The 24,743-nt window shown below is 48.5% G+C and carries 20 protein-coding genes; 6 read left to right on the top strand and 14 right to left on the bottom strand.

What is annotated here, in order from left to right:
* Positions 1 to 33 precede the first annotated feature (33 nt).
* The 4 genes from L6468_RS13045 (at position 34) to L6468_RS13030 (ending at position 3,097) form a co-directional block, all read left to right on the top strand.
* A complete protein-coding gene (locus L6468_RS13045) occupies positions 34 to 552 on the top strand; it encodes a hypothetical protein (RefSeq protein ID WP_237793546.1) in 519 nt (172 codons plus the stop codon).
* Positions 553 to 580: 28 nt separating this feature from the next.
* The gene (locus L6468_RS13040; RefSeq protein WP_237793545.1) at positions 581 to 1,147 is read left to right on the top strand and encodes a cob(I)yrinic acid a,c-diamide adenosyltransferase; all 567 of its coding nucleotides are present in this window, start codon (positions 581 to 583) and stop codon (positions 1,145 to 1,147) included.
* An 83-nt stretch (positions 1,148 to 1,230) separates the two neighbouring features.
* A complete protein-coding gene (locus L6468_RS13035) occupies positions 1,231 to 1,452 on the top strand; it encodes a DUF2795 domain-containing protein (RefSeq protein WP_021852076.1) in 222 nt (73 codons plus the stop codon).
* A 214-nt stretch (positions 1,453 to 1,666) separates the two neighbouring features.
* Entirely contained in the window at positions 1,667 to 3,097 is a 1,431-nt protein-coding gene (locus L6468_RS13030) for an RNA-binding domain-containing protein (protein WP_237793544.1), read from the top strand.
* 128 nt (positions 3,098 to 3,225) lie between these two features.
* Here the strand turns inward: L6468_RS13030 and L6468_RS13025 are convergent, their stop codons facing one another.
* The 3 genes from L6468_RS13025 to L6468_RS13015 are packed head-to-tail and all read right to left on the bottom strand — an operon-like array spanning position 3,226 to position 5,481.
* A complete protein-coding gene (locus L6468_RS13025) occupies positions 3,226 to 3,597 on the bottom strand; it encodes a hypothetical protein (protein ID WP_237793543.1) in 372 nt (123 codons plus the stop codon).
* A 52-nt stretch (positions 3,598 to 3,649) separates the two neighbouring features.
* Positions 3,650 to 4,225 (bottom strand): RNA polymerase sigma factor, encoded by a 576-nt coding sequence (locus tag L6468_RS13020; protein WP_237793542.1) that lies wholly within the window; start codon positions 4,223 to 4,225, stop codon positions 3,650 to 3,652.
* Entirely contained in the window at positions 4,222 to 5,481 is a 1,260-nt protein-coding gene (locus L6468_RS13015; protein WP_143010054.1) for a hypothetical protein, read from the bottom strand. Before L6468_RS13015 ends, L6468_RS13020 begins: the two co-directional genes overlap by 4 nt.
* A gap of 270 nt (positions 5,482 to 5,751) precedes the next feature.
* Here L6468_RS13015 and L6468_RS13010 point away from each other — a divergent pair, with 270 nt between their 5' ends.
* Together L6468_RS13010 and L6468_RS13005 are read left to right on the top strand one after the other, a co-directional pair.
* The gene (locus L6468_RS13010) at positions 5,752 to 6,201 is read left to right on the top strand and encodes a GatB/YqeY domain-containing protein (RefSeq protein ID WP_091814242.1); all 450 of its coding nucleotides are present in this window, start codon (positions 5,752 to 5,754) and stop codon (positions 6,199 to 6,201) included.
* 87 nt (positions 6,202 to 6,288) lie between these two features.
* The gene (locus L6468_RS13005; RefSeq protein ID WP_237793541.1) at positions 6,289 to 7,965 is read left to right on the top strand and encodes a formate--tetrahydrofolate ligase; all 1,677 of its coding nucleotides are present in this window, start codon (positions 6,289 to 6,291) and stop codon (positions 7,963 to 7,965) included.
* Between the two features lie 251 nt (positions 7,966 to 8,216).
* Here the strand turns inward: L6468_RS13005 and L6468_RS13000 are convergent, their stop codons facing one another.
* From L6468_RS13000 to L6468_RS12950, 11 genes are all read right to left on the bottom strand, one after another.
* Positions 8,217 to 9,344 carry a hypothetical protein gene (locus L6468_RS13000; RefSeq protein ID WP_237793540.1) on the bottom strand — a complete coding sequence of 376 codons (1,128 nt, stop codon included), beginning with the start codon at positions 9,342 to 9,344 and terminating at the stop codon, positions 8,217 to 8,219.
* On the bottom strand, positions 9,328 to 10,059 hold the full coding sequence (locus L6468_RS12995; RefSeq protein ID WP_237793539.1) for an RNA polymerase sigma factor: 732 nt from the start codon (positions 10,057 to 10,059) through the stop codon (positions 9,328 to 9,330). Before L6468_RS12995 ends, L6468_RS13000 begins: the two co-directional genes overlap by 17 nt.
* Positions 10,060 to 10,138: 79 nt before the next feature.
* Positions 10,139 to 11,188 carry a TlpA disulfide reductase family protein gene (locus L6468_RS12990; RefSeq protein WP_237793538.1) on the bottom strand — a complete coding sequence of 350 codons (1,050 nt, stop codon included), beginning with the start codon at positions 11,186 to 11,188 and terminating at the stop codon, positions 10,139 to 10,141.
* An 8-nt stretch (positions 11,189 to 11,196) separates the two neighbouring features.
* Positions 11,197 to 13,524: a TlpA family protein disulfide reductase gene (locus L6468_RS12985; protein WP_237793537.1), complete on the bottom strand. Its 2,328-nt coding sequence runs from the start codon at positions 13,522 to 13,524 to the stop codon at positions 11,197 to 11,199.
* Between the two features lie 8 nt (positions 13,525 to 13,532).
* On the bottom strand, positions 13,533 to 15,026 hold the full coding sequence (locus L6468_RS12980; protein ID WP_237793536.1) for a TlpA family protein disulfide reductase: 1,494 nt from the start codon (positions 15,024 to 15,026) through the stop codon (positions 13,533 to 13,535).
* A 25-nt stretch (positions 15,027 to 15,051) separates the two neighbouring features.
* Entirely contained in the window at positions 15,052 to 17,415 is a 2,364-nt protein-coding gene (locus tag L6468_RS12975; RefSeq protein ID WP_237793535.1) for a thioredoxin-like domain-containing protein, read from the bottom strand.
* A 7-nt stretch (positions 17,416 to 17,422) separates the two neighbouring features.
* Complete coding sequence (locus tag L6468_RS12970; protein ID WP_237793534.1) at positions 17,423 to 19,093, bottom strand: TlpA family protein disulfide reductase; 1,671 nt, start codon at positions 19,091 to 19,093, stop codon at positions 17,423 to 17,425.
* A gap of 28 nt (positions 19,094 to 19,121) precedes the next feature.
* A complete protein-coding gene (locus L6468_RS12965; protein ID WP_237793533.1) occupies positions 19,122 to 19,718 on the bottom strand; it encodes a hypothetical protein in 597 nt (198 codons plus the stop codon).
* Positions 19,719 to 19,760: 42 nt separating this feature from the next.
* On the bottom strand, positions 19,761 to 21,752 hold the full coding sequence (locus L6468_RS12960) for a TlpA family protein disulfide reductase (RefSeq protein WP_237793532.1): 1,992 nt from the start codon (positions 21,750 to 21,752) through the stop codon (positions 19,761 to 19,763).
* 41 nt (positions 21,753 to 21,793) lie between these two features.
* Positions 21,794 to 23,659, bottom strand: coding sequence for a TlpA family protein disulfide reductase (locus L6468_RS12955; protein ID WP_237793531.1), 1,866 nt, complete (start codon positions 23,657 to 23,659; stop codon positions 21,794 to 21,796).
* A 38-nt stretch (positions 23,660 to 23,697) separates the two neighbouring features.
* A complete protein-coding gene (locus tag L6468_RS12950) occupies positions 23,698 to 24,597 on the bottom strand; it encodes a hypothetical protein (RefSeq protein WP_237793530.1) in 900 nt (299 codons plus the stop codon).
* Between the last annotated feature and the right edge of the window lie 146 nt (positions 24,598 to 24,743).

Genomic DNA, 24,743 nt, shown 5'->3' with positions numbered 1-24,743 from the left:
ATTATCTTTGCGCTTAAATTCCAGATATCAACTATGAATAGACTGCAACAGGCATTCGTATGGCTTAGGCGCATAGGGCACTGCAGGGGCTTCGGCATCCAGTCGCCTACCGACTACCGTTTTGTGCGCTATGTCATCAACGAGCACTGGCCGTATTATGCCTATGAGGAGTTGGGACCGGATGACCGCTGGCTGCGTCGCAAACTGGGACTGCTTTATTTTCGTCTGGCTAATGAGCTGCAGCCCTGCACTGTTATTGATAAGACGGGCTTCCATGATTATCTGCAGGCTGGATGTCGCAAGGCGCAGATTGTTGACAATGCCGATGCGGTGGATATGGCTATCGTGCCTGTCAAGACAGACTATAGACTCCTGTTCGCGAAATGCAGCGACAAGTCGGTGGTGGTGATTCAAGATATCTGGCGTGCCCCAGAATACTGGCACAGTATTGAGCGCGACCCAAGGGCAACAGTCACCTTTGACCTCTATTACTGTGGAATCGTGTTCTTCGACCCTAAACGCGTGAAACAAAACTATATCATAAACTTCTAAAAACCTCTTACCTAAAATCTCAAAACTTATGAAAATGACCAAGATTTATACTCGCACAGGCGATAAAGGTATGACTAGTCTGGTGGGTGGCATACGTATTAAGAAGAGTGATGTCCGTCTGGAGGCTTATGGCACTATCGACGAACTCTGTTCACATATCGGATTATTGGTTGCCCAACTGCCTCAGGATGATGATGAGCGCGAGTTCCTGATTCACACGCAGAGCAACCTCTTCATCGTGGGCTCTCATCTGGCTACCGATCAGAGTAAGACGCCGCTCTATCCATCGGCTATCCTGCCAGAGGGCGAGACGGAGGCCCTGGAACAGCGTGTTGATGCGATACTGCCCCTCCTGCCGGAGTGTCCTGGTTTTGTATTACCTGGTGGTACTATAGCTGCTGCCCAGTGTCATGTCTGTCGTACCGTCTGCCGTCGTGCCGAGCGTCGAATAGATGCCCTTGCCGATGTGGCAGAAGTGGGTACGGATATTATCAAATATGTCAACCGGTTGAGCGATTATCTCTTCGTTTTAGCAAAAAAAATAAATTTTAACGCTCATCAACATGAAATAATGTGGCAAAAACCTTGTAGATAAAAAATTATTTACTACTTTTGCGCCCAATTTAAGAACCGATTGGCAAAAATAGTGGAAACGACTAACATAAAAAGAATAAGAATATGTATTGGACACTAGAATTAGCATCAAAACTGGAGGACGCTCCCTGGCCCGCAACCAAGGACGAGTTAATTGACTATGCCATCCGTTCGGGCGCTCCACTCGAAGTGCTCGAGAACTTGCAGGAGATTGAGGACGAAGGTGACGTTTACGAGAGTATCGAGGACATCTGGCCCGACTATCCCACAAAAGAAGACTTCCTGTTCAACGAGGATGAGTATTGATAGGCTTCTTTAAGTCTAAACTATTTAATACCAGCGAGATAAGCAAATTCTATCTGTTTGTCTCGTTGGTGTTTTATTGTCTTATATAGTTTGTGCTAAATCTTGGCTTGTTAGAGCCAATTTGAAACAAACTTTCGGAAAATCAGCATTTTGAAGCCTTGTAGTGAAAGAATCTCAACGAAAAATTGTAATTTTGCAGCGTCAAACAGAAATAATGATGACACCAGAAAAGCTAAAAGCGATTATATCGCAAGGCGAAGGAACTGAAGTCGAGCTGAAAGAGTCGAAAGACAGCTTGGCTCGTAAGGTCTATGAATCCATCTGTGCGTTTCTGAATCGCAGAGGTGGTCATGTCGTGTTGGGAGTTGATGATGATAGAAACGTCGTCGGTATCAATCCCTCTAAAGTTCAGGAGCAGTTAGACCAGTTGGCAAAGGATATGAACAACCCTCAGTTGTTCAAACCTACTTACTATCTGAACTTTGAACCAATGGATTTAGATGGCAAGAAGGTCATCTACTTCTATGTGCCAGAAAGCACTCAGGGACACAGCTATAAAGGTGTTTTCTATGACCGCAATCAAGACGGTGACTTTGAACTACGCAGTACCGAACAGATTGCGAACTTGTTTATACGTAAGAGTAAGTTTAAGACTGAGGATAGGGTTTATCCGATGTTGGGAATGAAGGATTTGGATGAGGAAGCCTTCGATGAGTTGAGACGGGGCATCCGTATTGAGAATTCACAGCACCCTTGGCTCAATCTGTCGAACGAAGAAATTATACGCTCGGCAGAATTACTTGCTATTGACCCAGACACAGGTAAAGAAGGACTGACGCTGGCTGCCATTCTTTTGTTTGGTAATAACCATGCCATCACCACTGCCCTTCCTGCTTATCGCATTGATTTGCTTTGCCGCGTAAACAATACTGAACTCTATGATGACCGGGAATTGTTGAGCTGCAATCTGCTGAAGGCTTACCCTATCACGATGGCTTTCATTAAGAAGCATCTGCCAGAGCAACCCTATATAGAAGGCATACAGCGTTTCAGCCTTCGTGACACAATCTTACGAGAGGTGGTTCTGAACATGATTATACATCGTGAGTATAGCAGTGCTTATCCTACGACGTTTACTATCTATCGAGATAGCATCGTTACGGAGAACTGGAATATTCCATACGTCTATGGGCATATCGATCTTCAGACCATGCGTCCGCATCGTAAGAACCCAAAGATAGCCAAGGTGTTCTCTCAAATGGGAATCGTAGAAGAGCTTGGTAGTGGTATGAGAAAGATGTTCAAGTACACTCCTCTATACGCTAATGGCAAGGAACCCGTCATTGAGGAGCAGGACGTTTATCGCATAGAGATTCCTTATGTTCCTACTTTACAGTCCATAGATGCCGAAAGTGGACAGAAAAGTGGACCAGAAAGTGGACCAGAAAGTGGACCAAAAACTACCCAGAAAAGAATAATAAAACTTCTGACAGATAATCCGAACATAACATCAAGGCAGATTGCTGAGAATCTGAAAATGGCTAGAAGTGGAATCAGCAAGCACCTTCATTTACTACAAGAGTCTGGTAAAATTAAGCATATAGGCCCAAATAAGGGGGGCCATTGGGAAGTGGTAGGGGATTAAAAATACAATTATACAAATTTGCGTAACGCATTTTCCGTGGATTTCACATGTAAGACTCCGAAAAAATAAGCCTGCCAGTAATTGCTACAGGCAGGCTTGTAATTAATAATTTCGTTTAATTTTCAATTTCATGGGGTGGCCAATAGGGCATAAGGAATGTTATCGCATAGCATGGAACAAGCCGCTTGTTCGGCATCATTCTCAATGATCTGATTATCCATTACCATTTGGTCGATTACTGGAGAGGTCTGAGCAGTCAAGGGCTTTGCATACTTAGTGACAATGCGTGTCTGATACACGGTGTCTCGGACGGTCTCGGTATGCACAATGGTGTCGTGTTGCACAAGAATGTTTTGTGCCATTGGCTGGATGTCAGACTGTGACATGTTAACATGAACGCCGTAGCCAGCAATAAAACTGATGAAACTGGCGGCAATGGCTATCGCGGCTGCTATGCCACGGCTATGACGATGATGGGGATGCCACGTTTCAACGCCCATACGGCTGTTTACTGATTCACGCTGACGGCGGGCGGACTGGATAATCTGTTCGTTACTTATCTTCATATTTCTTCAGTTTTTTACGGATAATGTTCATTGTCTTGTGGAGACGCGATTTGATAGTACCTTCAGGAACGCCTACAATCTCGGCTATCTGCGGAATTGTCAGTTCTTCCTGATAGTGTAGAGAGAAGATTTGGTGCAATGACGGGGGAAGTTCTGCCAACGCCTGTTCCAAAGCTTGGTCTAATGTGGCTTCGTCCAACTCAACCTCAATCTGCTGATCATTCACTGGCTCAGAATCGAGGGTGGCTAACAGTTGCGCCTCGTAGGCATTGCTGCGATAGTGGTTGCGACAGATATTATAGGCTATGGTGAAGAGCCACGTATCAACCCGGCGTCCCTCCTGATAACTGCTCCTTGCCTCGTATGCACGCAGAAAGACATCGTGCATGGCATCGGCTGCCAGTTCCTCGTCGCCACCTAACTGTAGGAAGAAGAACCCTTTTAATCTACGCGCATAGCGGCGATACAGCTCTTCGAAAGCTGTATCGCTGCCTGCCGCAGCACGTGCCATCAGTTGTTCATCGGTCTGCTGGCGCAGTGGTTTAAAATGGAAGATGCTCATTTCAGATAGCCTTTGAATTCATCCACATCAAAGTTTTCCTTCTCTAACCGATCGATGATGTCGGTAAAGATGCCGTGCAACCACTGATAGCGCTCCCGGTTGTGCTTCTTGTAGTAGGGCAGCTGGTCGTGCAACAGCCGCATATAGTTCATGGCGTATGCATTGGCGCTGAACGAGAAGAGCTGCGTGTCCTTCATTTTCGGATGGAACGGCATGCGCAGATACTCCAGCCGGTAGCGCTGTTCTATATTGCGACGCTTCACGGCCATATTGTCGTAGGGCTTGGTGGAGTAACGTATAGTCAGCCCCTCGTTGTATAAGCGGGCTTTCAACTCGTCTGGCAGGCCATATCCCAAAACATACCCCTGCATGTTGTGGGCCGACAGATAGACGGGTCGCTTGGAATGGTCGAAGATGTAGCGCATGATAGTCCGCTGCTTTTCCATCTGATCTTCGTATCCCTCCCAGTACCACGCCTTATCAAAGGCAATGCCGATGTGTCCAAACACAGCCTTCACATACTCGGGATCCATAGAGGCATTCTCGTCATAGAGAATCTTGTCCTGATGCACGCCCAGCACCCGTTGCAGGATGAGCTTGCCTATGATGTCGCCCTCGTGGGCACCACAATAGACACCGCCCGTCTCCATGCCCTGCAGTTCGTTGAAATGGTATTGCAGGGTCTCCTCAGGAAACTGCCCGCTCTCATAGCAGCGCTTCAGCAACTGGTCCATCCTCACGGTGTCACACTTCGGAATCAGGTGTTGTATCCAGCGCTCGTAGTCGCCAGCCAAGGCATCGGCAGGCAGCGCGGCAATGGCCGAATCGGCATAGGCATCGTGGTGCATATAGAACGTTGTCATATTATACTGCTTTGCCTCTTTCTCTACCTCTTCTGGCAGATAGCTGCCCTCGTATGCACTATAATAAAAGGTGTAAGTGCCAGGGATGGCTTTCTCCATGCGTCCCACCACGTTCAGCTGCTTGCGATAATCCTCACCGCCTTTCCAGTCCTTGGTGGTGCTGACCCAGCGGAAAACCTTCTTCTCCGATACCTCGAAGAGGTTACGCCAAGCCACCTCATCCTTTGGATGAACCTGTACGTAGGTGTTCCAGAAGTTGTAAAGACTATCCGTCTTCTCTGCGTTGCCGTATAGGGTCAGAATCTGGTGCCTGTCTATACGTTCTGTTTGCTGTGCGCTAGCTGTGGTCATCATCGTGGCTGCTGCCAGTAATGTCATCATTTTCCGTTTCATACTGTTCTTGTTTTGGGGTTATTTCATGACAGCATACACACGAAACATCAAATCGTTCATTTTATTTTCAAATTTATTTTTACCTTTTATTATATATACGCCGTAATCGCGGAAATATTGGTTGCGGGGTGTTACTTTTTATGGAACATTGGCTTTGCTTGGCATAATCGCTAAATAAAACTAAATCTTTCTAGAAGAGTGATTTGTTCAGATGGAAAATGATTAATTTTGCAGCATAAATATGTATTGATTGATAATAATAACGGTATTATGGATTTATTCGATCAAATTAGTGAAGATATTAAGGCCGCGATGAAAGCTCGCGACAAGGTACGTCTTGAGACGCTTCGCAACATTAAGAAAGTTTTCTTGGAAGCAAAGACTGCTCCAGGGGCCAACGACACATTGGCTGATGCTGATGCGCTGAAGATTATCTCGAAGTTGGCTAAACAAGGTAAGGAGACTGCTGCTACATATACTCAGGCCGGTCGTCAGGACTTGGCTGACGCAGAGTTGGCACAGGTGGAAGTGTTGGAGAGTTATCTGCCGAAACAACTTTCCCATGAGGAGGTTGAGGCAGAAGTGAAGAAGATTATTGCTGAGGTGGGAGCCACAAGCATGAAGGAGATGGGAAAGGTAATGGGCACAGCCAGCAAGCAGCTGGCAGGCAAGGCTGATGGCCGAGTCATCTCAGAGATTGTAAAGAAACTCTTGGCTTAAGCTTCTTTTCAGAGAAAAACAAGCGGTGTGACTTCAGCTACATCGCTTGCTTTTTTTCTTTTCTTTTGTTAACCCGTAAAACTAAATATGAAGACAGACATTCAGATTGCTCGCGAAAGCGAGCTGAGACCGATTAGTGACATTGCAGAACAGTTAGGCATAGCACCTGAGAAGGTGGAGCCCTACGGACGCTTTATGGCGAAGGTGCCCGTGTCGCTCATCGATGAAGAGAGAGTAAAGAAAAGCCGTTTGATTCTGGTTACAGCCATCAGTCCTACGAAGGTGGGTATCGGCAAGACTACTGTCAGCATTGGCTTGGCTATGGGCTTGAATAAGATTGGCAAGAAGGCTTCCGTATCTTTGCGTGAGCCCTCGCTCGGCCCTTGTTTTGGCATGAAGGGTGGTGCTGCAGGAGGTGGCTATGCCCAGGTGTTGCCGATGGAGAAGATCAACCTGCACTTCACTGGTGATTTCCATGCCGTCACTTCTGCCCATAACACGATTAGTGCCCTCTTGGACAACTATCTCTATCAGCATCGCAAGGATGGGTTCTCTCTGCGTGAGATTTACTGGAAGCGTGTGCTCGATGTGAACGACCGTGCCCTGCGTAATATCGTCACGGGCTTGCGTGGCGATGGTGTGGTTTCAGAGACTGGTTTTGACATTACGCCCGCTTCCGAGTTGATGGCTATCCTCTGTCTGGCAACCAGCGAGGACGATTTGCGTCGTCGAATCGAAAACATCCTCCTGGGTATCACTTCCGATGGCAAGCCTTTCCGCGTTCGCGACCTGGGTGTGGGCGGTGCCATCACCGTGTTGATGCGTGATGCCCTTTCTCCCAATCTGGTACAGACTACCGAACAGACGCCTGCCTTTATTCATGGTGGCCCGTTTGCCAATATCGCCCACGGCTGTTCCAGTGTGATGGCTACAAAGATGGCGATGACCTTTAGTGACTATGTGGTGACGGAGGCTGGCTTCGGTGCCGATCTGGGTGCTGAGAAGTTCTTTAATATCAAGTGCCGTAAGGCTGGCTTGCAGCCTCAGCTGGTGGTTATCGTGGCTACGACACAGGGATTGAAGATGCACGGTGGCGTGGCTCTTGACCATATCAAGGAACCCAATGCCGACGGGCTCAGGGAGGGCTTGAAGAACCTGAATCGTCATATCAATAATATGCAAGGTTTCGGACAGCCCGTTATTGTGACGCTGAACCGTTTTGACTCTGATACAGACGAGGAGATAGATATCATCCGCAAGAACTGTGAGGACCGTGGCGTGGGCTTCGCTGTCAACGAGGCTTTCCTGAAAGGTGGCGAAGGTGCAGTGGAACTGGCTCAGAAGGTGGTGGATACCATCGAGCGCATCCAGCCTCTGCCTATCAACTTCACCTATCCTCAAAGTGAAACCATCGAGGGTAAGATAGAGAAGGTATGTAAGCGCATCTATGGCGCTGCTGCTGTGGAGTTTACCAAGACTGGTAAGAAGCGCCTGGAGGCTATCCGTGAGATTTTTGCTGACGACAAGGATATCAGTAGCTATCCCATCTGTATCGCCAAGACGCAATACTCTTTCTCGGCCGATGCTACCCGCTATGGTTCGCCTGAGGGCTTTACGATTCGCATTCGCGATGTGATCCTCAACTGTGGCAGTGAGATGATTGTGGCTATTGCCGGCGACATGCTCCGTATGCCTGGTCTACCTAAGAGTCCGCAGGCTGAGCGTATCACCATCGTTAATGGTGAGATTGAGGGACTGTCGTAAAATGACACTGGTCACACGGTCACAGCTGTGACCGTGTGACCGATAAGATTATACTTAAGGCTTGCAGGGAGAGAAACGTCTTCTTTCTATTATTTGCCTATACCCAAACGGTCATGTGCCTATACCCCAACAACCGTTTGCCTATACCCGTTTCAAATCGTATTCCAAGGCATTGATCCTCTAATATACCATTGGTGTCAGGAAAATAGACAATAAACCCTTTGGCTATTAATCATCTTGACACTTCGTTTTTACTTCTTATGAAGTAACAAACTGCCGAGGGCTAGGAGGATGATGAGGGCAGTCACAATATAGGCCCAGACGTTGGCGACACGTGATGAGGCGGTGATGGCGTAGGGACCAGTGATGAGGCGCTCGCCGCCCAACTGGTAATGAATCACCTTGCCATCATATTCGCCCATGCCTGCATCGGTTACGGTGCCTGGCATCATGAGGTCGTAGGGGTAGCCAAAGGAGAGCAGTTGTCCGTACTGTGCAGGTCCACCTTCATATGTCTTTAGGAAGTTGGTATAGACATCTGTATGAAGGATGCCTTCTATTTGTGACAGGAATGCCTTTGGGCCACTGTCTTCGACATTACCATTCAGTACGCTGGGCTGCATAACCAGCGAGTCGCGCAGACTGGTGAAGTGCTCCTTGCTGACGGGAGTATTCTGGATGCTGTCGTAGTTGTCGATGATGATGTTGCAGATCTCATAAAACCAGTTGGCATTGCTCCATTGGCTTATCTTCTTCTCAATCTTATCCAGCAACTCTTTCTGCTCTGCACCACTCAGGTATTGTGTCAAGTCGGGCTGACCCGTGAACCAGAACGAGGCGGTGTCGGCACTCGTAAAATCGCTGAGGGGAATAGGGAATATGGGCTCGCCTTCGTAGGTGAATGTCTCGCTGAACGTGTAGTCGGTATAAAACCACTTGAAACTTTTCTCCAGCGTGCTGGTGGCTTTGATGCCTTCCACCTTCTTCAGATGATGATTATCCGAGCGGTATAGTTCGGCGCTCATCTCCTCCACGCTGTCATAGGTCTTCTTGGCGTGCACCAGCAGCATATTGCCCAACGGTTTGTTGAGGTCCAGTTCCTGCATACTGTCGAGTTGGGCTTCAGTCAGGGGTACAGGATAGCGTACGGAGTCAGTACCCTGTACAGACCAGGTGCGCTCCCAACTCTTGTCGATGATGCTGTCATAGTCCTCGTCGGCCGATGCTGCCAGCCACTGTTGGGTGGTCTTGAAGGTATACTCACGACTGCAGGTGCCGTCTTCGTTGATAACGGTGAGCATGTGGTCGTCCTTGTTCCTGCATGAGGTGGCGAGTAATGCCAGCATCAATGCCATGAAAATTCTACTGTTGGTTTTCATAAAGCAATTTTTTAATTATACTATAGGTCTTTGGCTGGTTCCTCTTTTGCTCCAGATAGCACTGAGCCTGTTCCATGAGTGTACCCTCCTTGCAAGGGATGTTGACCTCTTCGGTATGGTGCTCTTTGGCTACGGTTTCTACAGGTGCCTCGGGCTCTTGCTGCAACCAGAGGAACAGTCCCACCAGATAGGTGGCTGCTGTAGAGAGAATGATACGCAGGGCGATGATGACCTTGCGGCGTGCTGTAGAGACCATCGCGGCGACGGAGGCCTTGGGGATGCCTGTCTGCTGGGCTATCTCGTCTGTTGAGAGATCCTCTGCGTGGCGCATCTCAAACAACTGCCGCTCCCTTGGGTTCAATCGGGCCATGGCAGCATCCAGCATCCGTTGCATATCCTCGGCTTCCAGTTGTGCCTGTGGGTCTGAATCGACAGAGGTGCTTGCGTGATTCTGGAGGGAATCAAAGACCTCATCCCCTGATTCGGCATGATGCCGCTTACGATACATAGAGATGCAGCAGTTCTTTGCCATCTTGACTGCCAGCGCCTCCACATTCCGTTCAGCGTCAATATGCTCACAGTAGCGCCACAGCTGTACCATAGTCTCCTGGGCTGCATCCTCGGCATCCTCTTGGTTGCCAAAGAAGTCGAGTCCAACCTTCAGTACTCGCTGGCGCAGTTGCGCGGCTATATGTTCGAATTCTGTGCGTGTCATACATCTATATTACGCATCAGGGGGATAAAAGTTAAGTTGGAAAGAGCAGAAAAATCCAAACGACCAGATAATTAGATGCTTATTTCTTGTTATTGAATACTTCCGCCAGTTTGATTTCAATTTGGTTTCCTCGCAGGCCGCGGGCAAGGATAGTGCCGTCGGGACTGAAAAGGATGATTTCAGGGATGCCGCTGATACCATAGATATCAGTCGCAATCTTCTGCGAGTTAATAATCTGCGGATAGGGAATCTGTTCTTCTGCGATGGCCTTCTTCGTGTCCTCTGGTTTATCCCAAGCGGCGATGCCGAGAACCTGAAGACCACGATCCTTGTATTTGTCGTAGGCTGCGATGAGGTTGGGAATCTCCTGGCGACAGGGCCTGCACCAGGATGCCCAGAAATCTACGAGCACATACTGACCCTTACCTACGTAGTCGCTGAGACGGGTCGTCTTGCCCTCGTATTCTACGGCGAAGTCGGCAAACTTGTCGCCCTCCTGAGGTGCATGTGCCTCTAGCGTCACTTTTTCTCTCAGCAGGGAAAAATCGATATTGGTGTGCTGCATCTCCTCACTACACATATCTATCATAGTCAGAATGTCCTTGGCTTCCATAAAGTTTGGTGCTTGAACGATGACAAAGATTGATGCTGGGTCAGCGGCATGTTGCTTCACGAAGTTGAAAGCCTCCTGTTTCAGTTTCTCTTTCTCGCCAGCCTTCGCCAACTCGCTTAATTTTATGCACATCGCAATACTCGCATCGTTGAGGGGTGTCCCCTTCAACAGCGCCCATTTGCTATCCATTTTGATATTACCAGGCTCAAGGATAAAGGGAATGCCTTCGGTAGTTGTGTCTTTTCTCCCCTCAACTTCTATTTCCAGTTGTACCATGAGTTTCGAATAGATGGGGCGGCTGACGTTTCCGCTTATCTCGAACTTCCCGTCCTTCACGGCGTATTCTATAGGCGTACCCTTCAAAGAGTCGTTCCATATATATACGATATTTGCCTTTGCGGGGGGAAGGTCGAACTTGTTGGTCATGACTGACAGGTCACCGCTAATGGTGAATTTTTGCGCCCAGCCCGTCATTGCAACGAGGGCGAGCAGGAGGATAATGATAGTTTTCTTCATATGATGTTTTATTTCAAATTCTCCAACAGTTTTGCAAGACCTTCGAGGTTGCGCGGGTCGGCATTGACATCAAGCACCTTTCCGTCGCGGTCAATGAGTTTGTAGGTAGGCCAACTGTGAACCTGCAGGAAATGCTCTACGGCACTCTGCTGGTCGGCGGGCAGGTTGTAGTGTACGACATTCTCGCCCGTGACGTTGTACTCCTTGATGACATTCTTCCATCCATCCTCAGGGCTGCGGTTGGCCAAATAGAGATACACGAGATTGTAGTCCTTCAGTCGCTCATATTCCTCCTGACTGTGCGAAAGGGCTTCCTTGCAGGGGCCGCACCACGTGCCCCAGATGTCGAGCAAGACGAGGCGACCGCGATAAGGCTCTGTGATTTTACGGAGTATCTGTTCGCCATCACTCATATTTGCCACGTCGTTATTACTCTTCAGAATGCCCGACTTCGTGATGTCACGCTGCTGTATTTCCAGATATTTGTTTTGCAATGCCATGACAGCAGCTTTTGCCGACGGCAGTTGCACCTCCTGCTCCATCATGTTGACAGCGGCATCGGGGAGGGGCCCGCGCGACTCGTTGATAGCCCGATAGAACTGGCGTGCCAAACAGATGTAGCGTAGCGTGCGGTCGCAGCCTATGGAATCAAGGACTGCCAATGTTTGGCGGTAACTGGCAAGATTCATCTCGTCTTGCAGCGGTTTCCCCAGGCGCTTTATCAAGGCGTTTAGCGCGGTGACGGTCTCGCTGCTGTTGAAGGCCTTGATAAGGGAGTCGCGCTCCTGCTGTGAGATATCGTTCTTGACACCAGCCTCCAGTTGATTGCGCATGATGATATAATGATTCAACGCCTCACGTTCTTTGTCGGTCAGGGTCACCGCACCTTGCTGTTCTAAACGCAGGGCCGTGTTTCTGAAAAGTATGCCCCAGTCACCTTGCTGCGTGTCTCTGAGGTGATTGAGATAGTCACGAATAAAGGTACTGAAGTCTCGATAGAGCGTATAGGGCTTGCAGGCTTTCTTCCAGAGTTCGTTGCCCACATAGTCCAAATATTCTTTGGGAAGATCGTACCCAGGTATGGAGAAACGGGCCTGCATCATCGATTCGCCCTGATCGGTCAGATAATAGCCGGTCAGATAGTCGATATATCGCTGTGAGAGGTTGGGATGCTGGGTCAGGCAGTTCTGTAGCTTGGTCATGCTGGCGGCTCGCGAGGCGTCCGTCCGCACCTTGAACTGCATAGCTGTTACCTTGCCTTCTTCCTTATCAGCAATGCGGTCTTCATTCCAATCGTGAGGATGGGCCAACAGTTCGTTCTGCACTCTGACATCGTCGCCCATCCAAAGCATCTGTCCTGCCATGAAGTCATAGAGGAAGAAATAGGTCTTCCCCGGTTCCAACAGGGTACTGTTCGATGTGCGTCCCCAGTCGAGGAATGCCTGCGAGGAGTTCAGAATCGGCATCTTGAGTGTAAAGCGTCCCAGAGAGTCCATCTTGGCATAAGAACTCTCCTCCTTGTCACTGAAGATGTTTTCAATACCGACGCTAAACTCCTTTCCTCGCTCCCACGCCTGTTGGGGCATATCCTTCAGCCATCCGATGATGGTCACGCTGTCATTTGTTCGGTAGCCATTATCCACAAAACCCTTGCGCATATCCTTTGTGGGGTAGTCGGGCAGTGCTGCCGTCACGATAGGACTACACGTCGCGGGCTTCTCCTTGCCGATGGTGATGATTCTCTGGCCTTTCTTCATCTTCCCGACCTTGATGATTGTGCCGTCGTTGATAGTCAGCGTATAGGCGTCCTTCTTTTCCGTCTGGCTCACGATGTCCCACACCTTATTCTTGTAGATGACGTGGTTCGGTGTGATGCCAATCATCCAGTCGCCCGTCGATTCGTTGCGCCAGTAGGTGTTGGTGATATCCTCTGGCAGGCTGTTGGCATTGCGGATGTTCAGCAGTTGCAGACCGTCGGGCGACGTGAAGTCAAACCTCTGCGTTGTCACAGGCAGTGGCTCGAACGTCAACGTCAGATTCAGCGTGTCTTCCGTCATCGTGTAAGGCTCGTCCAGTTTGATGACGGTGGCTCCAGTCACCTTATATTCCTTGCCACCAGCTTTCAGGGCTGTTCCCCGACTGAAGCCCATCTGCCGACCTTTACGGTAGTCGATATGCAGGCTTACATCGGTGCGGTCTGCATAGAGAGCTACACGGTTCACGTTGATGATGGGGGCGTTGGCATAGCCCATAACTATGTTGTCCCAAACTTTCGTCTGGGCCTGCACTGTCAAAGCGGCGACAGCAAGGAGAATAGTGATGATTGTTGATTTCATATATGTTCTTATTTGAGTTTCTCTTTCAGTAATTCCAATTCAGTCTCTAAGTTGTCATATCCGTGAATCTGATAGAAATCACTAACACGTTGACAATCAGGGGTGATGGTCTCATAGTGAGGAAAAGCGTTGAAGTTGAAGAGTTCTTGCAGACGGGAGAATCCTTCATTGGTGAGACAAATTGTCGTTTCGTCACCAAGCCATTCCTTGACATAATTGTGATAGGCCTCGCTACCCTCGGCAGTACGCTCGCCAGCGATGAAGATTAGTTTTATGTCATCACGCTTGCCCACCTTGGCACGCAGTTCCTTGCTTTTCTGAATAGCCGAGCGACAGGATCCGCACCACATTGCCCAGAAGTCAATCATCAGATAGCGACCAGGATATTTTGCACACAGCGAGCGAATGAGGTCGGCTGAAGTGTTATTGACAGGCAGGGGTGAGGATGTCTCTGTCTGTGCCATCTGCAGAGCATAGAAGGCTTCGGCCTTTTGTCGGATGACGGGATGGGTGACGGTGCTGAGATATTCCTGCATTTTTTTTGGAATGTCTTCCTCATGGGCACGCCATTCTTTAAATTCACTTATCATATTCCTATAGTTGTGAAGCTGCACCATGAGATTGTCGTTATCAGTTCCCAAAATCTCGCATTTAGCAGCTTTACTGGGTAAAAAGAATTGTAAGCGGTTGAGAGTGATAGGAAATAATGCTGTTGCTATCAGTTGGGGATTATTGAAATCTACGTGACGCAACGGCTTATAGTTCTCCGGCTTGTCAAACTCCTTCAACTCAGCGCTGTCCGTAACTTCTTGATGCCAGACACCGTCACGTTCTTCTATGTTTGTGACCTTTTGCCAATGATTCCATGAATAATCTATCATGGCATAGGCAAAAATCACTTGCAGATCGGCCAAAGCCATCTGCATTTCTAGAGGCGTAAAGTGCAACTGACTGCCTTTTTCTTGCAGATGAGATTGCATATCCTGCCACGTTCTTTCTGCCTCCTTACCTACTTCGCTGAACTTCCCTTCAAAGTGGGCTAAAGTACGACTCCGGCTAAGGTTTTCTACAGTCAATCCCGACTTCAGCCAACGTTCCAAATCTTTGCTGCTGCCACTGTTGTAGAAGCATTCGTACTGACCATCGGCATTCGTCTTAACGGTAATGTCGATAGTCTCGCCAGGACGGGCATAGAAATACATATCTCTGAAACCGACCTTTGAATCCGAGTTGAAGAATTCATTAAAGACTGGATAGTTGGCTTGGAATTTTGTCTCGAACGTGCCGTCAGCAGCAATATTGAGTATAATTACTTCTTCCTCATGCTCTAACACATCCATATCATAGCATGTCATCGTTGTAAAACCAAACTTCTCAGCATCGAAATTCTCAATACGTCCTCTGATGGTGATGGTATCTGTTTGGAACCAGTCTTGTGGTATAGGCTGCGCCTGCCCCGTCAATGCAACAAGGGCGAGCATCGTAAAAAAAAACTTCTTCATTGGTTTATTTGTACATGACTGTTTTTTATTTCATCTGCTCCAGTAGGCGAGCGAGACCTTCGAGGTCGCGAGGGTCTACCTTCAGGTCGAGCAGGTTGCCATTGCGGTCGAAGAGCTTGTACGTTGGCCAGCTGTGGATATTGAGGTGGTGCTCAATGGCGGCCTGCTGCTCGGCGGGCAGGTTGTAGTGAGCCACGTTCGGGCCGCTGACATTATACTCCTTGATGACATTCTCCCACGCCGTCTGCGGGCTGCCGTTGGCCAGATATAGATATTGGATGTCGTAGTCCTTCAAGCGGGCGTATTCCTCGGTAGAGTGCGAGAGGGCTTCCTTGCATGGACTACACCATGTGCCCCAGATGTCGAGCAGCACGAACTTGCCCTTGTAGGGTTCGAGAATCTTCTTCAGCAGTGCCTCGCCCTCGCTGAGGTCAGCCAGATTGTCTGACGATTTGAGCACCAGCTTGTCGAACTCGCGGTTCTCGATGGCCAGGTAGTAGTCGTTCTGCTTCTCCACCATCGCGATGCAGACGGGGTTGCTGACCATTGTCTTCAAGGTGTCGATGACCTCTGGGAGCATCGCCGTACGACGGTTGTCTATCTCCTTATATATCCCCCGTGCGAGCCACAAATCCTTGATAAACTGGTCGGCACCCAGCGAGTCGAGCACCTGAACTTGCTCTTTCATCTGCGCAAAGAGGAGTTTGCTGTCCATCATTCGGTTGAAGCGCGAGCCGTTGAGAATCTTGTTCACCTGCTCGATCATCTCGGCATTGTCGGCGTTCAACTTGTCTGCAATCTGATGTCGTTCTTCGTCCGTGGCCGCAGCGTCCACTTTCTTCTGAGCATCAGCAATCCAGTCCTTCCAACGATTGAGGAGGTTGAGTTCCTGCTCATCTGCGGCTATTTCTGGCAAGTGGTCAATGTAGGAGTAGGAGAAATTGAATTCACGACGGCGTATAACGTCATCAAGATAGTCGTTCAGGAAACTGCCGATGTCGCGGTGCAGGGTGTAGGGCTTCTTCATCTTCGTCCAGAAGTTGTCGTAGGCATAACGGCGGGCGTTGTCAGGGAGTTGGAAGTTGGGACCTCTGAAACGTGACTGTCCGAAGTCGCGTGCTTGCTGCATCAGCGTGTTGCCCTTCCTGAATATGTTGAAGCGGGTGGAGAGCGTGGGGTGCTCCTCGCAGAGTTGGTTGATGACGGCACCCTGCACCTTCAGGAGGCTGTCGACCGAAGCGATATACTTGTTGAAATCCTTGTCGCCATCCTCCATACGTATGGACTTCCAGTCGAGCGGGTACTTGAAGAGTTCGTTCTGCAATCGGCAGTCGTCGCCCATGAAATAACGGCGGCCCTCCTTGAAGTCGTAGAGCATGAAGTAGGTCTTGCCAGGCTCGAACATCGTGCGGACGAAGCAACGCTCCCAGTCAATGAAGAACTCCGTACTGTTCAGCACGGGAATTTTTGCTATGAAGCGTCCCAGCTCGTCCAAGTCGGCGCTGACAGACTGATGCTCGTCCGTATAGATGTTCTCGTAACCGAAATCAAAGGTCTTCAACTGCTTGAATTGCTCCGGCATATCCTTAATCCAACCCACGACGGTAATGGTATCCTCCTTGTAGCCAGTATCCACAAAGCCCTCACGGGTGTCCTTCGTGGGATAGTCGGGCAGGAAGCGGGTGGTTATCATCGAATAGACCTTCTTGTCGCTGCCAATCTGTATCGGACGCTGGCCTTTCTTGTCCTTGCCGACCATGACCTTTAACTCATCGTTGCCGTTAGTCATAAGGATGATAGCCTCGCCAGTCTTCTGGTTCACGTCGCGTTGCTTGTAGTTCCAGAACTTGCAGTCGTAGATGGCGCAGTCCTCGAAGAAGGCAATCTTCCAGTCGCCGTTATTGTCGCGCCAATAGGAAGGGAACAGTTGTTTCCATCGTTCCTCCACAGGCTTGATGCCCTTGATTTGGAAAGCCCTATCACCATCGCCCTCGATGAAGTCGAACACCTTCGTTCCCTTCGGCAGCGGTGGGAAATGGAACGCCATGTCGCGCTGACCGTTCTTATTCGTCTGTACAAACTTGTTGAGTTCAATGTTATCGGCTGACGTGATAGTATAGCGTTGGTCGCCCACCTTCAGGTAGGTATCGCCGGCAAACAGAAAAGAGTAGTCGGGATCGTCAGAACGCTGCTGGGCAGTGATATACACCACCGTCTCGTCGGCCTTCAGTTCTACTTTCGTTACATCAAGGGCGAGGTAGAAGAATCCGTCGCCATAGCTGGTTCCAAACTCCGTAGTGGGCTGTTCCCACACAATCGCTTTCTCTTTTGCCTGTCCCGCCATTGCGACGAGGGCGAGCAGTATGGTGATGATAGTTTTCTTGTTCATTTTCATTTCATTTGCTGAATTTGTCGATAATTTCAATGAGGGTGTTCAAGTTGTCGGCATGTTGCCAGTTCAGGGGGTGGATGACACCCTGCTTGTCGATGAGCTTGTAGGTGGGATAGCCGTTGACACCGATATAGTGCTCGATGGCGCTTTGCTGGTCTGCGGGCAGGTTGTAGTGAACACAGTTAGGCCCCGTCAGGTTGTACTCTGAGATGACGCTCTTCCACGCCTCGTCGCTGCTCTTGTTGGCCAGAAAGAGATAGACAATATCGTAGTCCTTCAGGGCTTCTCTCACCCTCCACGACTCCTTCAGGTTCTCTCGGCAAGGAGCGCACCATGTTCCCCAGATGTCCACATAGATGAGCTTGCCTTGATAAGGTTCGATGAGTTTGCGGAGTATCTTCTCGCCATCGCTCATGCCCTCCACATCAGTAGATGGACGGATGCTGTTGGCATCGACAAATTGCTTTTCCGACTCTTTCACCTTCACGAACTCGCGGTATTGCAACACGGCACGGCGCATCAGCTCGGGGTTGGTGATATAGGGCAGTGTACTTGCCACCTCCTCGGCAGCAACACCATAGTCGGTACCCCATTCCAATTTGTAGAACAGATCACGAACCATACAAACCTGAGCACAGAAGTTTGTGGGGCTGAGATTCAGCTTTTCGTGCAGCTCGTTCATAGCCAGTTTCCTCGCTTCACGTAGACTTAATGTGCTGTTTTCCGTCAATATTTCTGCTGCTTCTAGATAATAGTCAATGGCTAATGTAGAACCTTTGATGCTAGATTGTTGCACGGGTTCCATGAGCGTGTACTCCATCCTGTTGAAGAAAAATTCGTCAGCGGCAATCATCAGCAATGGGTTGTCGAGCAGGTATTTCTCGCGAGGTGCCAAGAAGCTGAAATACTGCTGCCAGTAAGCTTCCTTGTCAATGTCGTAAACGCCGTCATTCTCTTTTACGAAGTCCATGAACATATAGTAGCGGTGGCAGATTTCATACAAGTATTGCGAAACCAAATACGTACGGAGGACGTCGGATGTCCTGGGTGAGCAACCTTCAAGTTCGGGCAGTCCAGCATTCATCTGGCGCACCAAATCATCCAGCTTTGCCACCTGCGCATCCCTCCAGTTCAGCAGCGAGTCAGGATGTGCCACGTGTGTTTGGCTTTTCAGAGTAACAAGGTACTTGTACATAAGAGGGAAGAAAAGTTTGCTCGCCTCGGCACTGACACCCTTTCCACTTAATGTGACATTGTCGCCTGGTCTCTGCATGGGTTTCGTAGCGTCATACGTCAACTCGACTGTGTCCCCAGGACAGGCATACACGCCTGCCAACGGATAGAAGAGTATAAACATAGGATAAGGTACGTGGATATTGAGCGAAAATGTGCCGTCTTCCTCGACTTTGAAGGGGATGGTTTCCTCCTTGCGCACAATGTAGTCACGCATGATGATTCTGACGTTGTTACTCAGTTGTTTTAACTTAGCAGAATCATCTGCTGTTACATGACCCTTGATGACCATCTCACCACCATGCATACGGTATTCGTTCCAGTCTGCGCTGGGATAATTCAGCAACTGTGGCACCTCTTCTTTCTTCACTTTCTTCTTTGCCTCCATGCCTATAGGAATGATGAGCAGGGTGAGCAGAAAGGCAATAATAGATTTTTTCATTGGTCGATTTGTTTTTCTTTTATCGTTGCTATCTTACTGGATACTTGAAATGGAAGTGTTTTTGTTCGTCATATTTTATATCTACATTGAGATATTCCACTCCTTTAGGAATGCTGATCTCTGTAACACCATCCGTTATGGTCTTTTCGGAAGCAATTATACCATCTGAAGTGGAAACGGAGACATTCTTGCCATAATTCTTGCCGAAGATCTTTAGCGTGGTACCTACATTATTCAACATGATTTCATTTTCCATTCCATAATGAAGTTGCACGCGCCAGGCGTATAAAGTATCGGAGTCCTCAAAGCCCTTTTTGTGAAATACGAATTTCTCGACGAAAACACCTGCATAGGAAATCGAATCGACAAGTTCTTTTCCATTAGTGTCGACATCATGTAGCTTCACTTTGACACCTCCCATCTCATTCTGAACCATCTCCATATGATATGAAAAGATATTGTCGTAGTTGTCGGTAGCTTTTATATCGTAAATCTTTGATCCATCATTGCTCGCAATGAAAACTGGTTTTTTCAGTTTCCGATTTGCACTGGAGCATTCTGCAAAACAATATACGACGCAAGAAAACGCGAACAACGCTGTAAGAAAATAAATCCTCTTTCTCATTTCTTTTTGCTTAAAGTATATATATTGATATAATATATGTTCTTATTTGAGCTTCTCTTTCAGTTGATCTAATTGCATTTCCAGGTTATAATAGCCATGAAAACGGAGGTCATCGCGGACGCGGCGGCCGTCGGGTGTGATGACTTCGTAGTGGGGGATGCCATTGAACTGGAAGAGTTCCTGCATGCGGGAGAATTCGGCACTTGAGATGCAGATGGCTTCTTCATCGGCCAGCCATTCGGCTACGTATTTCTTGTAGGCATCGCTACCTCCGGTAATGCGTTCCTCAGCGATAAATACCAGTTTGATGTCATCGCGTTTGGCAATGTTGGCACGCAGGCTCTTGCTGCTTTGGATGGCAGAGCGACATGGACCGCATCCCATGCCCCAGAAGTCAATCATCAGATAACGGCCTGGATATTTAGCCGAGATGCTGCGAATCAAATCAGCAGCTACATTATTCTCTGGCAGAGGGGTGGAGAGTTCCTTCTGCGCCATCTTGCGCTCGTAATACTGCTCTGTCTTCTGGCGGACATAGGCATTGGCGTATCTGTTGGCACAAATGGGCGTAAGCTCATCAATCCATCCGTTTTGACGCCAGTCATTGAAATTATTCATGAAATCCTTGTGGGTGCTGACTTGTGCTATCAGGTTATCGTGGTCACATCCCATCAGTTGACGCCAACCGTCGTAGCTAAGTTGCATGCTTTTCACCTCGTTCTCGATTGTGGCCTCAATGGCCATCCCCTCATCCTTGTCGTTGATATTCAATGTACTGAATACGAGATTCCTGACAGGCGTGGCATACTGAACGCGGTTGAGAAGATGGCTGTAGCTACTGCTGGAGAGCATCAGCGGATTGTTGAAATCTATGCGGTGCAGCGGCTTGTAGTTGTCCATCTTTGACAGTTCCTGCCATTCCACACTATCCAGGATTTCTGTGTAATAGATGCCATCGCGTAGCTCTTGCTTCATCAGGTCCATCTCATGATACATGCCATAGTCTAAGATAGATTCAGCATAGAGAGTCAGTAAATCTGCAAGGGCCAGCTGTGCCTCGAATGGCGTGTAATGCCTGTCACGACATTCGTTGTTGAACAGGTAGAGCATGTTCTTCCATGTGCTTTCAGCTATGGCTGGCAGTTCGCAGTATTTGCCTTTGAAGTAAGCTAGCGGAAAACAGAGACTTTGGTAGAGGTGCTCTGATTTCAGCAGACGCTCCACATCCTTGCTGCTACCACTATTATAATAGCACTCATATTTCCCCTGAGTATTTTTCCTGACGGTGATGTCAATCGTTTCGCCAGGACGGGCAAAGAACGGTATGGCGTCGAAGCCAACTTTGGAGTCGTATGTATGGAATGTCTGCCAGATGGGATAGCTGATCTGGAACTTCTTCTGAAAGGTGCCGTCTGGGTTGATATCGAGCACTTGCGTGGCATCATCCTTCTCGAAGACATCCTCAAAGACACACTCCATTGAGGTGAAACCAAACTGCTCTGCGTTATACCCTTCAATGCGACCTTTGATAGTGATCGTGTCTGTCTTGAACCAGTCGGCAGGTACGTTGTAAGGGTTCTTTGTCTGTATCTCCTGTAAGGTGGGAACCTTGAGCTTCGTCTTTTGGTCGTGGATGCCCATCAGATAGAACGCCCTCATATTGTCGGCCTCCCTATAGTCAAACAGTTTCACCTTTTTGGGCATGGGCTCAAAGTGCAGCGTGAAGTCTTTCGACCCAGTTGATTCTCCGAATGAATTCAGCTTTATCCCCTCGGCCGAGCGCAATGGGTAGCGATTTCCTTCCTCGTCAATCAGGAAACTGGTGCTGCTGATGCTGAAATTCTGTCCCTTGGGATAGTCTAAGGTGAAATGAACGGTCGTCGCCGTATCCCTGAAGACAACTTCGCGGGCTTTCAACTCACCCCCGTGGATGTTGTGTGCCATCGCCACGGGGTTCTTGATGGTCTTAAAGGTTTTTGCTTCAATACCCACGCTGAGCAGGGCGAGCAGAATAGTGATGATGGTTGATTTCATTGCTTTTTCCTTTTTACCTATTTACTTTTTACCCTTTACCCTTACTTCAGCACTTTATCTACTGCCACCTTGAAGGGTTTGAGACCTGGGAAACCAATGTTCTTGAAGGTCTGATTGCCCTGAGCATCGTAGATGGCATAGGTGGGAATGCCCTGCGACTCGTACTTGTCGAGGATGTAGTTATACTGCTCCTTTGTCAAATAATAGTGGTCGCCGTCGATGTCCTTGATCATCTCCTGCCAAGTGGCGAGGGGCGAAGTAGGTGAGGTGATATAGACAAACTGGATATTCTTGCCTTTTAACTCCTTCTTCCAAGGCTTCATAGCCGCATGACCAGCCTTGCAGGGTCCGCACCACGTAGCCCAGATGTCGATAAGCACGGCCTTGCCCTTATATTTATCGAGGATGGTTTGTAGGATGTTCTCAGGCGCAACGTTGTCGAGTTTCTGATAGAATACATGCTCCTGACTGCCCAGTTGCTGGGCAATGCGCCGTTGTTCAGCCATGTATTCCCGGACCACATTCCTGCAATCCTCATCAGTAAGCATTTCCTTTACTACATCATCGGAAGCATCGTCCTTGATGTTTCTCAAAAGGGTAGGTATCAAGCACACATCCGTATTGAAAACACTCTTCTCAGAGGCTCTTAAGTCATAAGATCTCAACTCCGTATTCCAGAATGCCGCGCTGCATGGTGAGCCTGGCTCATTGAGGTATTTCCAGGTGTAATTCGCTTCACCGGCGGGAAGGGTAAGCATATCCTTGTTCTTCTCTACATCTTCAAGATAATGGTCATTTCCCCTATACACCATACCGTTTGCTGTCAGCCCATATAGACTGAATGTGCTGGCAAAATTGCGAGTCCATTTCGCGAATTGTCTTTCGGCCTCCATGTACAGCAGGTCCTTGGCTGCGGTGGTGTACTTGGTTTTCTTAATGGCTTCGGTGCGCTGGTTGAAGATGTCCGTCAGACATTGCAGGCGTTCTGCCGACGTGTTGCACTCCCTGACCTTGAGGTAGGTGTTATCTTCGTCCATCAAGGTCTCAAATTCGTTATCTGCTTTTGTGAGATCCATGTTTGTCTTTGCCATGTAGCCCTTGAAAGCTACAAACGGCTGATGGGCGGAGGTGACCTTCATCAGGATGTTGGTCTCCTGATCAGGGCCGATAACGATATTGGCATTAGCCATCCCCTCTACGCCTACGGTCACCTCACGTGTCAGCCACAGAGGCACTTCAAACTTCACCGTACCATCGTCGGCAAAACGGAACACTTTATTGAATCGGTCATTAGAACCCAGTGGCTGAAGGTTGTGCATGAAGAAATCCAACTCCATACCCTTCTTGAAGCCCAGCATCTTCACCTTGATGGTGGCTATTCCTTTTTTGATCTTTGCGGCAGGCAGAGTCTCGTCTTTGGCATATTTCACGTTCTTCCAGTCCTCAGGAATCACCACTTCCCGTTTCGTCTTGCCGTCGCAGATATTCCAGAACTTGAAGTCGCCATCATTATAACTCTCCAAGAAGTCCATCACCTTGGTGTCGAGGGGTACGGGCTTGAAATGCAAGGCCAGCTGGGCCATGCCACTTTCAGGCATCCAGAAGAGTGAGTCGGGTGTAAGGTCTGACTCCTGTTCGTTGGTTTTCAGACCATTTGTAATTCCGTATTTCTTGCCATCGGGTGTCTGCAGATAGGAATGCTTATCGAAGCGAATCCAATTGTGAGGCAGGTAGTTGGCTGTGATGTGCAGCACTGTCTCCGTAGGCTTCAGTTCTACCTGATTGATGAAAAACATGCCGTTATAGTTTCCCATAAAGGCTGAGGGGTTCTCCCAAATAATGTCTTTAGCTTGTCCTGTCAGAGCGACAAGGGCAAGCAGTAAAGTGATAATGGTTTTAAATCTCATGATTGCAATTTTTTTTTCTGTACTCAATAGCAGCCTTCCTAGCTGCGTTTCTCGATTTCCTGACCCATTTTCTCGATGTGTTTCTGCATCTCTATCATGTATTTGGTCATTTGTTTCTCCAGTACCTTCATCTGCTTCTTAATGGCCTTCTTCATCTGTCTGCGGCTCATCTTGGGTGCATTGCTGTCAAAATCGAAGTTGAAGCTTATGTCAGGAACATCGGGCATCTCTATCACATCTATTCCTTCTGGCTCATCAACCTCGACTTCGTCTTCATCGACCTCGGCATCGTAGACTGCGACCGTATCTGGTTTGTCTAAAACGATGGCTGCGACATAGTCCTCGTTATGCTGGTCGAAGAAAGACTTGAAGCGTCCGTTGCGCATATTGTCGGGTATGAGTTTCAGAATGGTGGGGCGAGGCAATACCTCGTACTGCCAGTAGCGCATTACACAACCCTCCTCGTTGGCGTGCTTCTTGAAGTAGTTGAGAATGATGGAGTCGGTCTCCCACTGCTTGTAATACTTATGGGCATTCTCTTCTAAATCATCAGCATCGGCCCACTGCTGATAGAACGTTGTGCCTGTGAGCTCGAAAGTACCGTTCTTCACTTTGATGTGGCATTCCTCGCCTGGTACGAAGGGGAAACGGACGCAGGCCGTGCAGACCTCGCCATTAGGAAAGATGGCTGTGAGGTCACCAACGAGTGGTTCGTCCAAATGGGTCTCAAATGCAGAGCGCTTGTTGACAACGTCAATTTTTCCGAGGAACTTACGTGCTGATTGGTTACGGTCGAAGACCTGAACGAGGTAGCCGGCATCCTCGATGCCCTGAGTTACCTTGACGTCAATCTTGAAGTCGTTGTTACCTTGAGCGCGTGTCTCTGTGAATGTCAAACTGCTCATGAGTAACATGAGGCCGATAATGTTTTTTGTCATAATGATTAAAAATTGGTTTACTGTTAGATACTCGTGTCTATTAGAGTTTTAGGGCGTACTATAGTTTTAGTACTGCAAATATAGTATGTTCTGTAATATACGCCAAAACCATTTAATAGTAGTTGACGAAAAAAATGTACTTTTAA

The sequence above is a fragment of the Prevotella communis genome, from assembly GCF_022024115.1.
Classification (GTDB): Bacteria; Bacteroidota; Bacteroidia; order Bacteroidales; family Bacteroidaceae; genus Prevotella; species Prevotella communis.
This window is presented reverse-complemented; position numbering and strand designations above follow the sequence as displayed.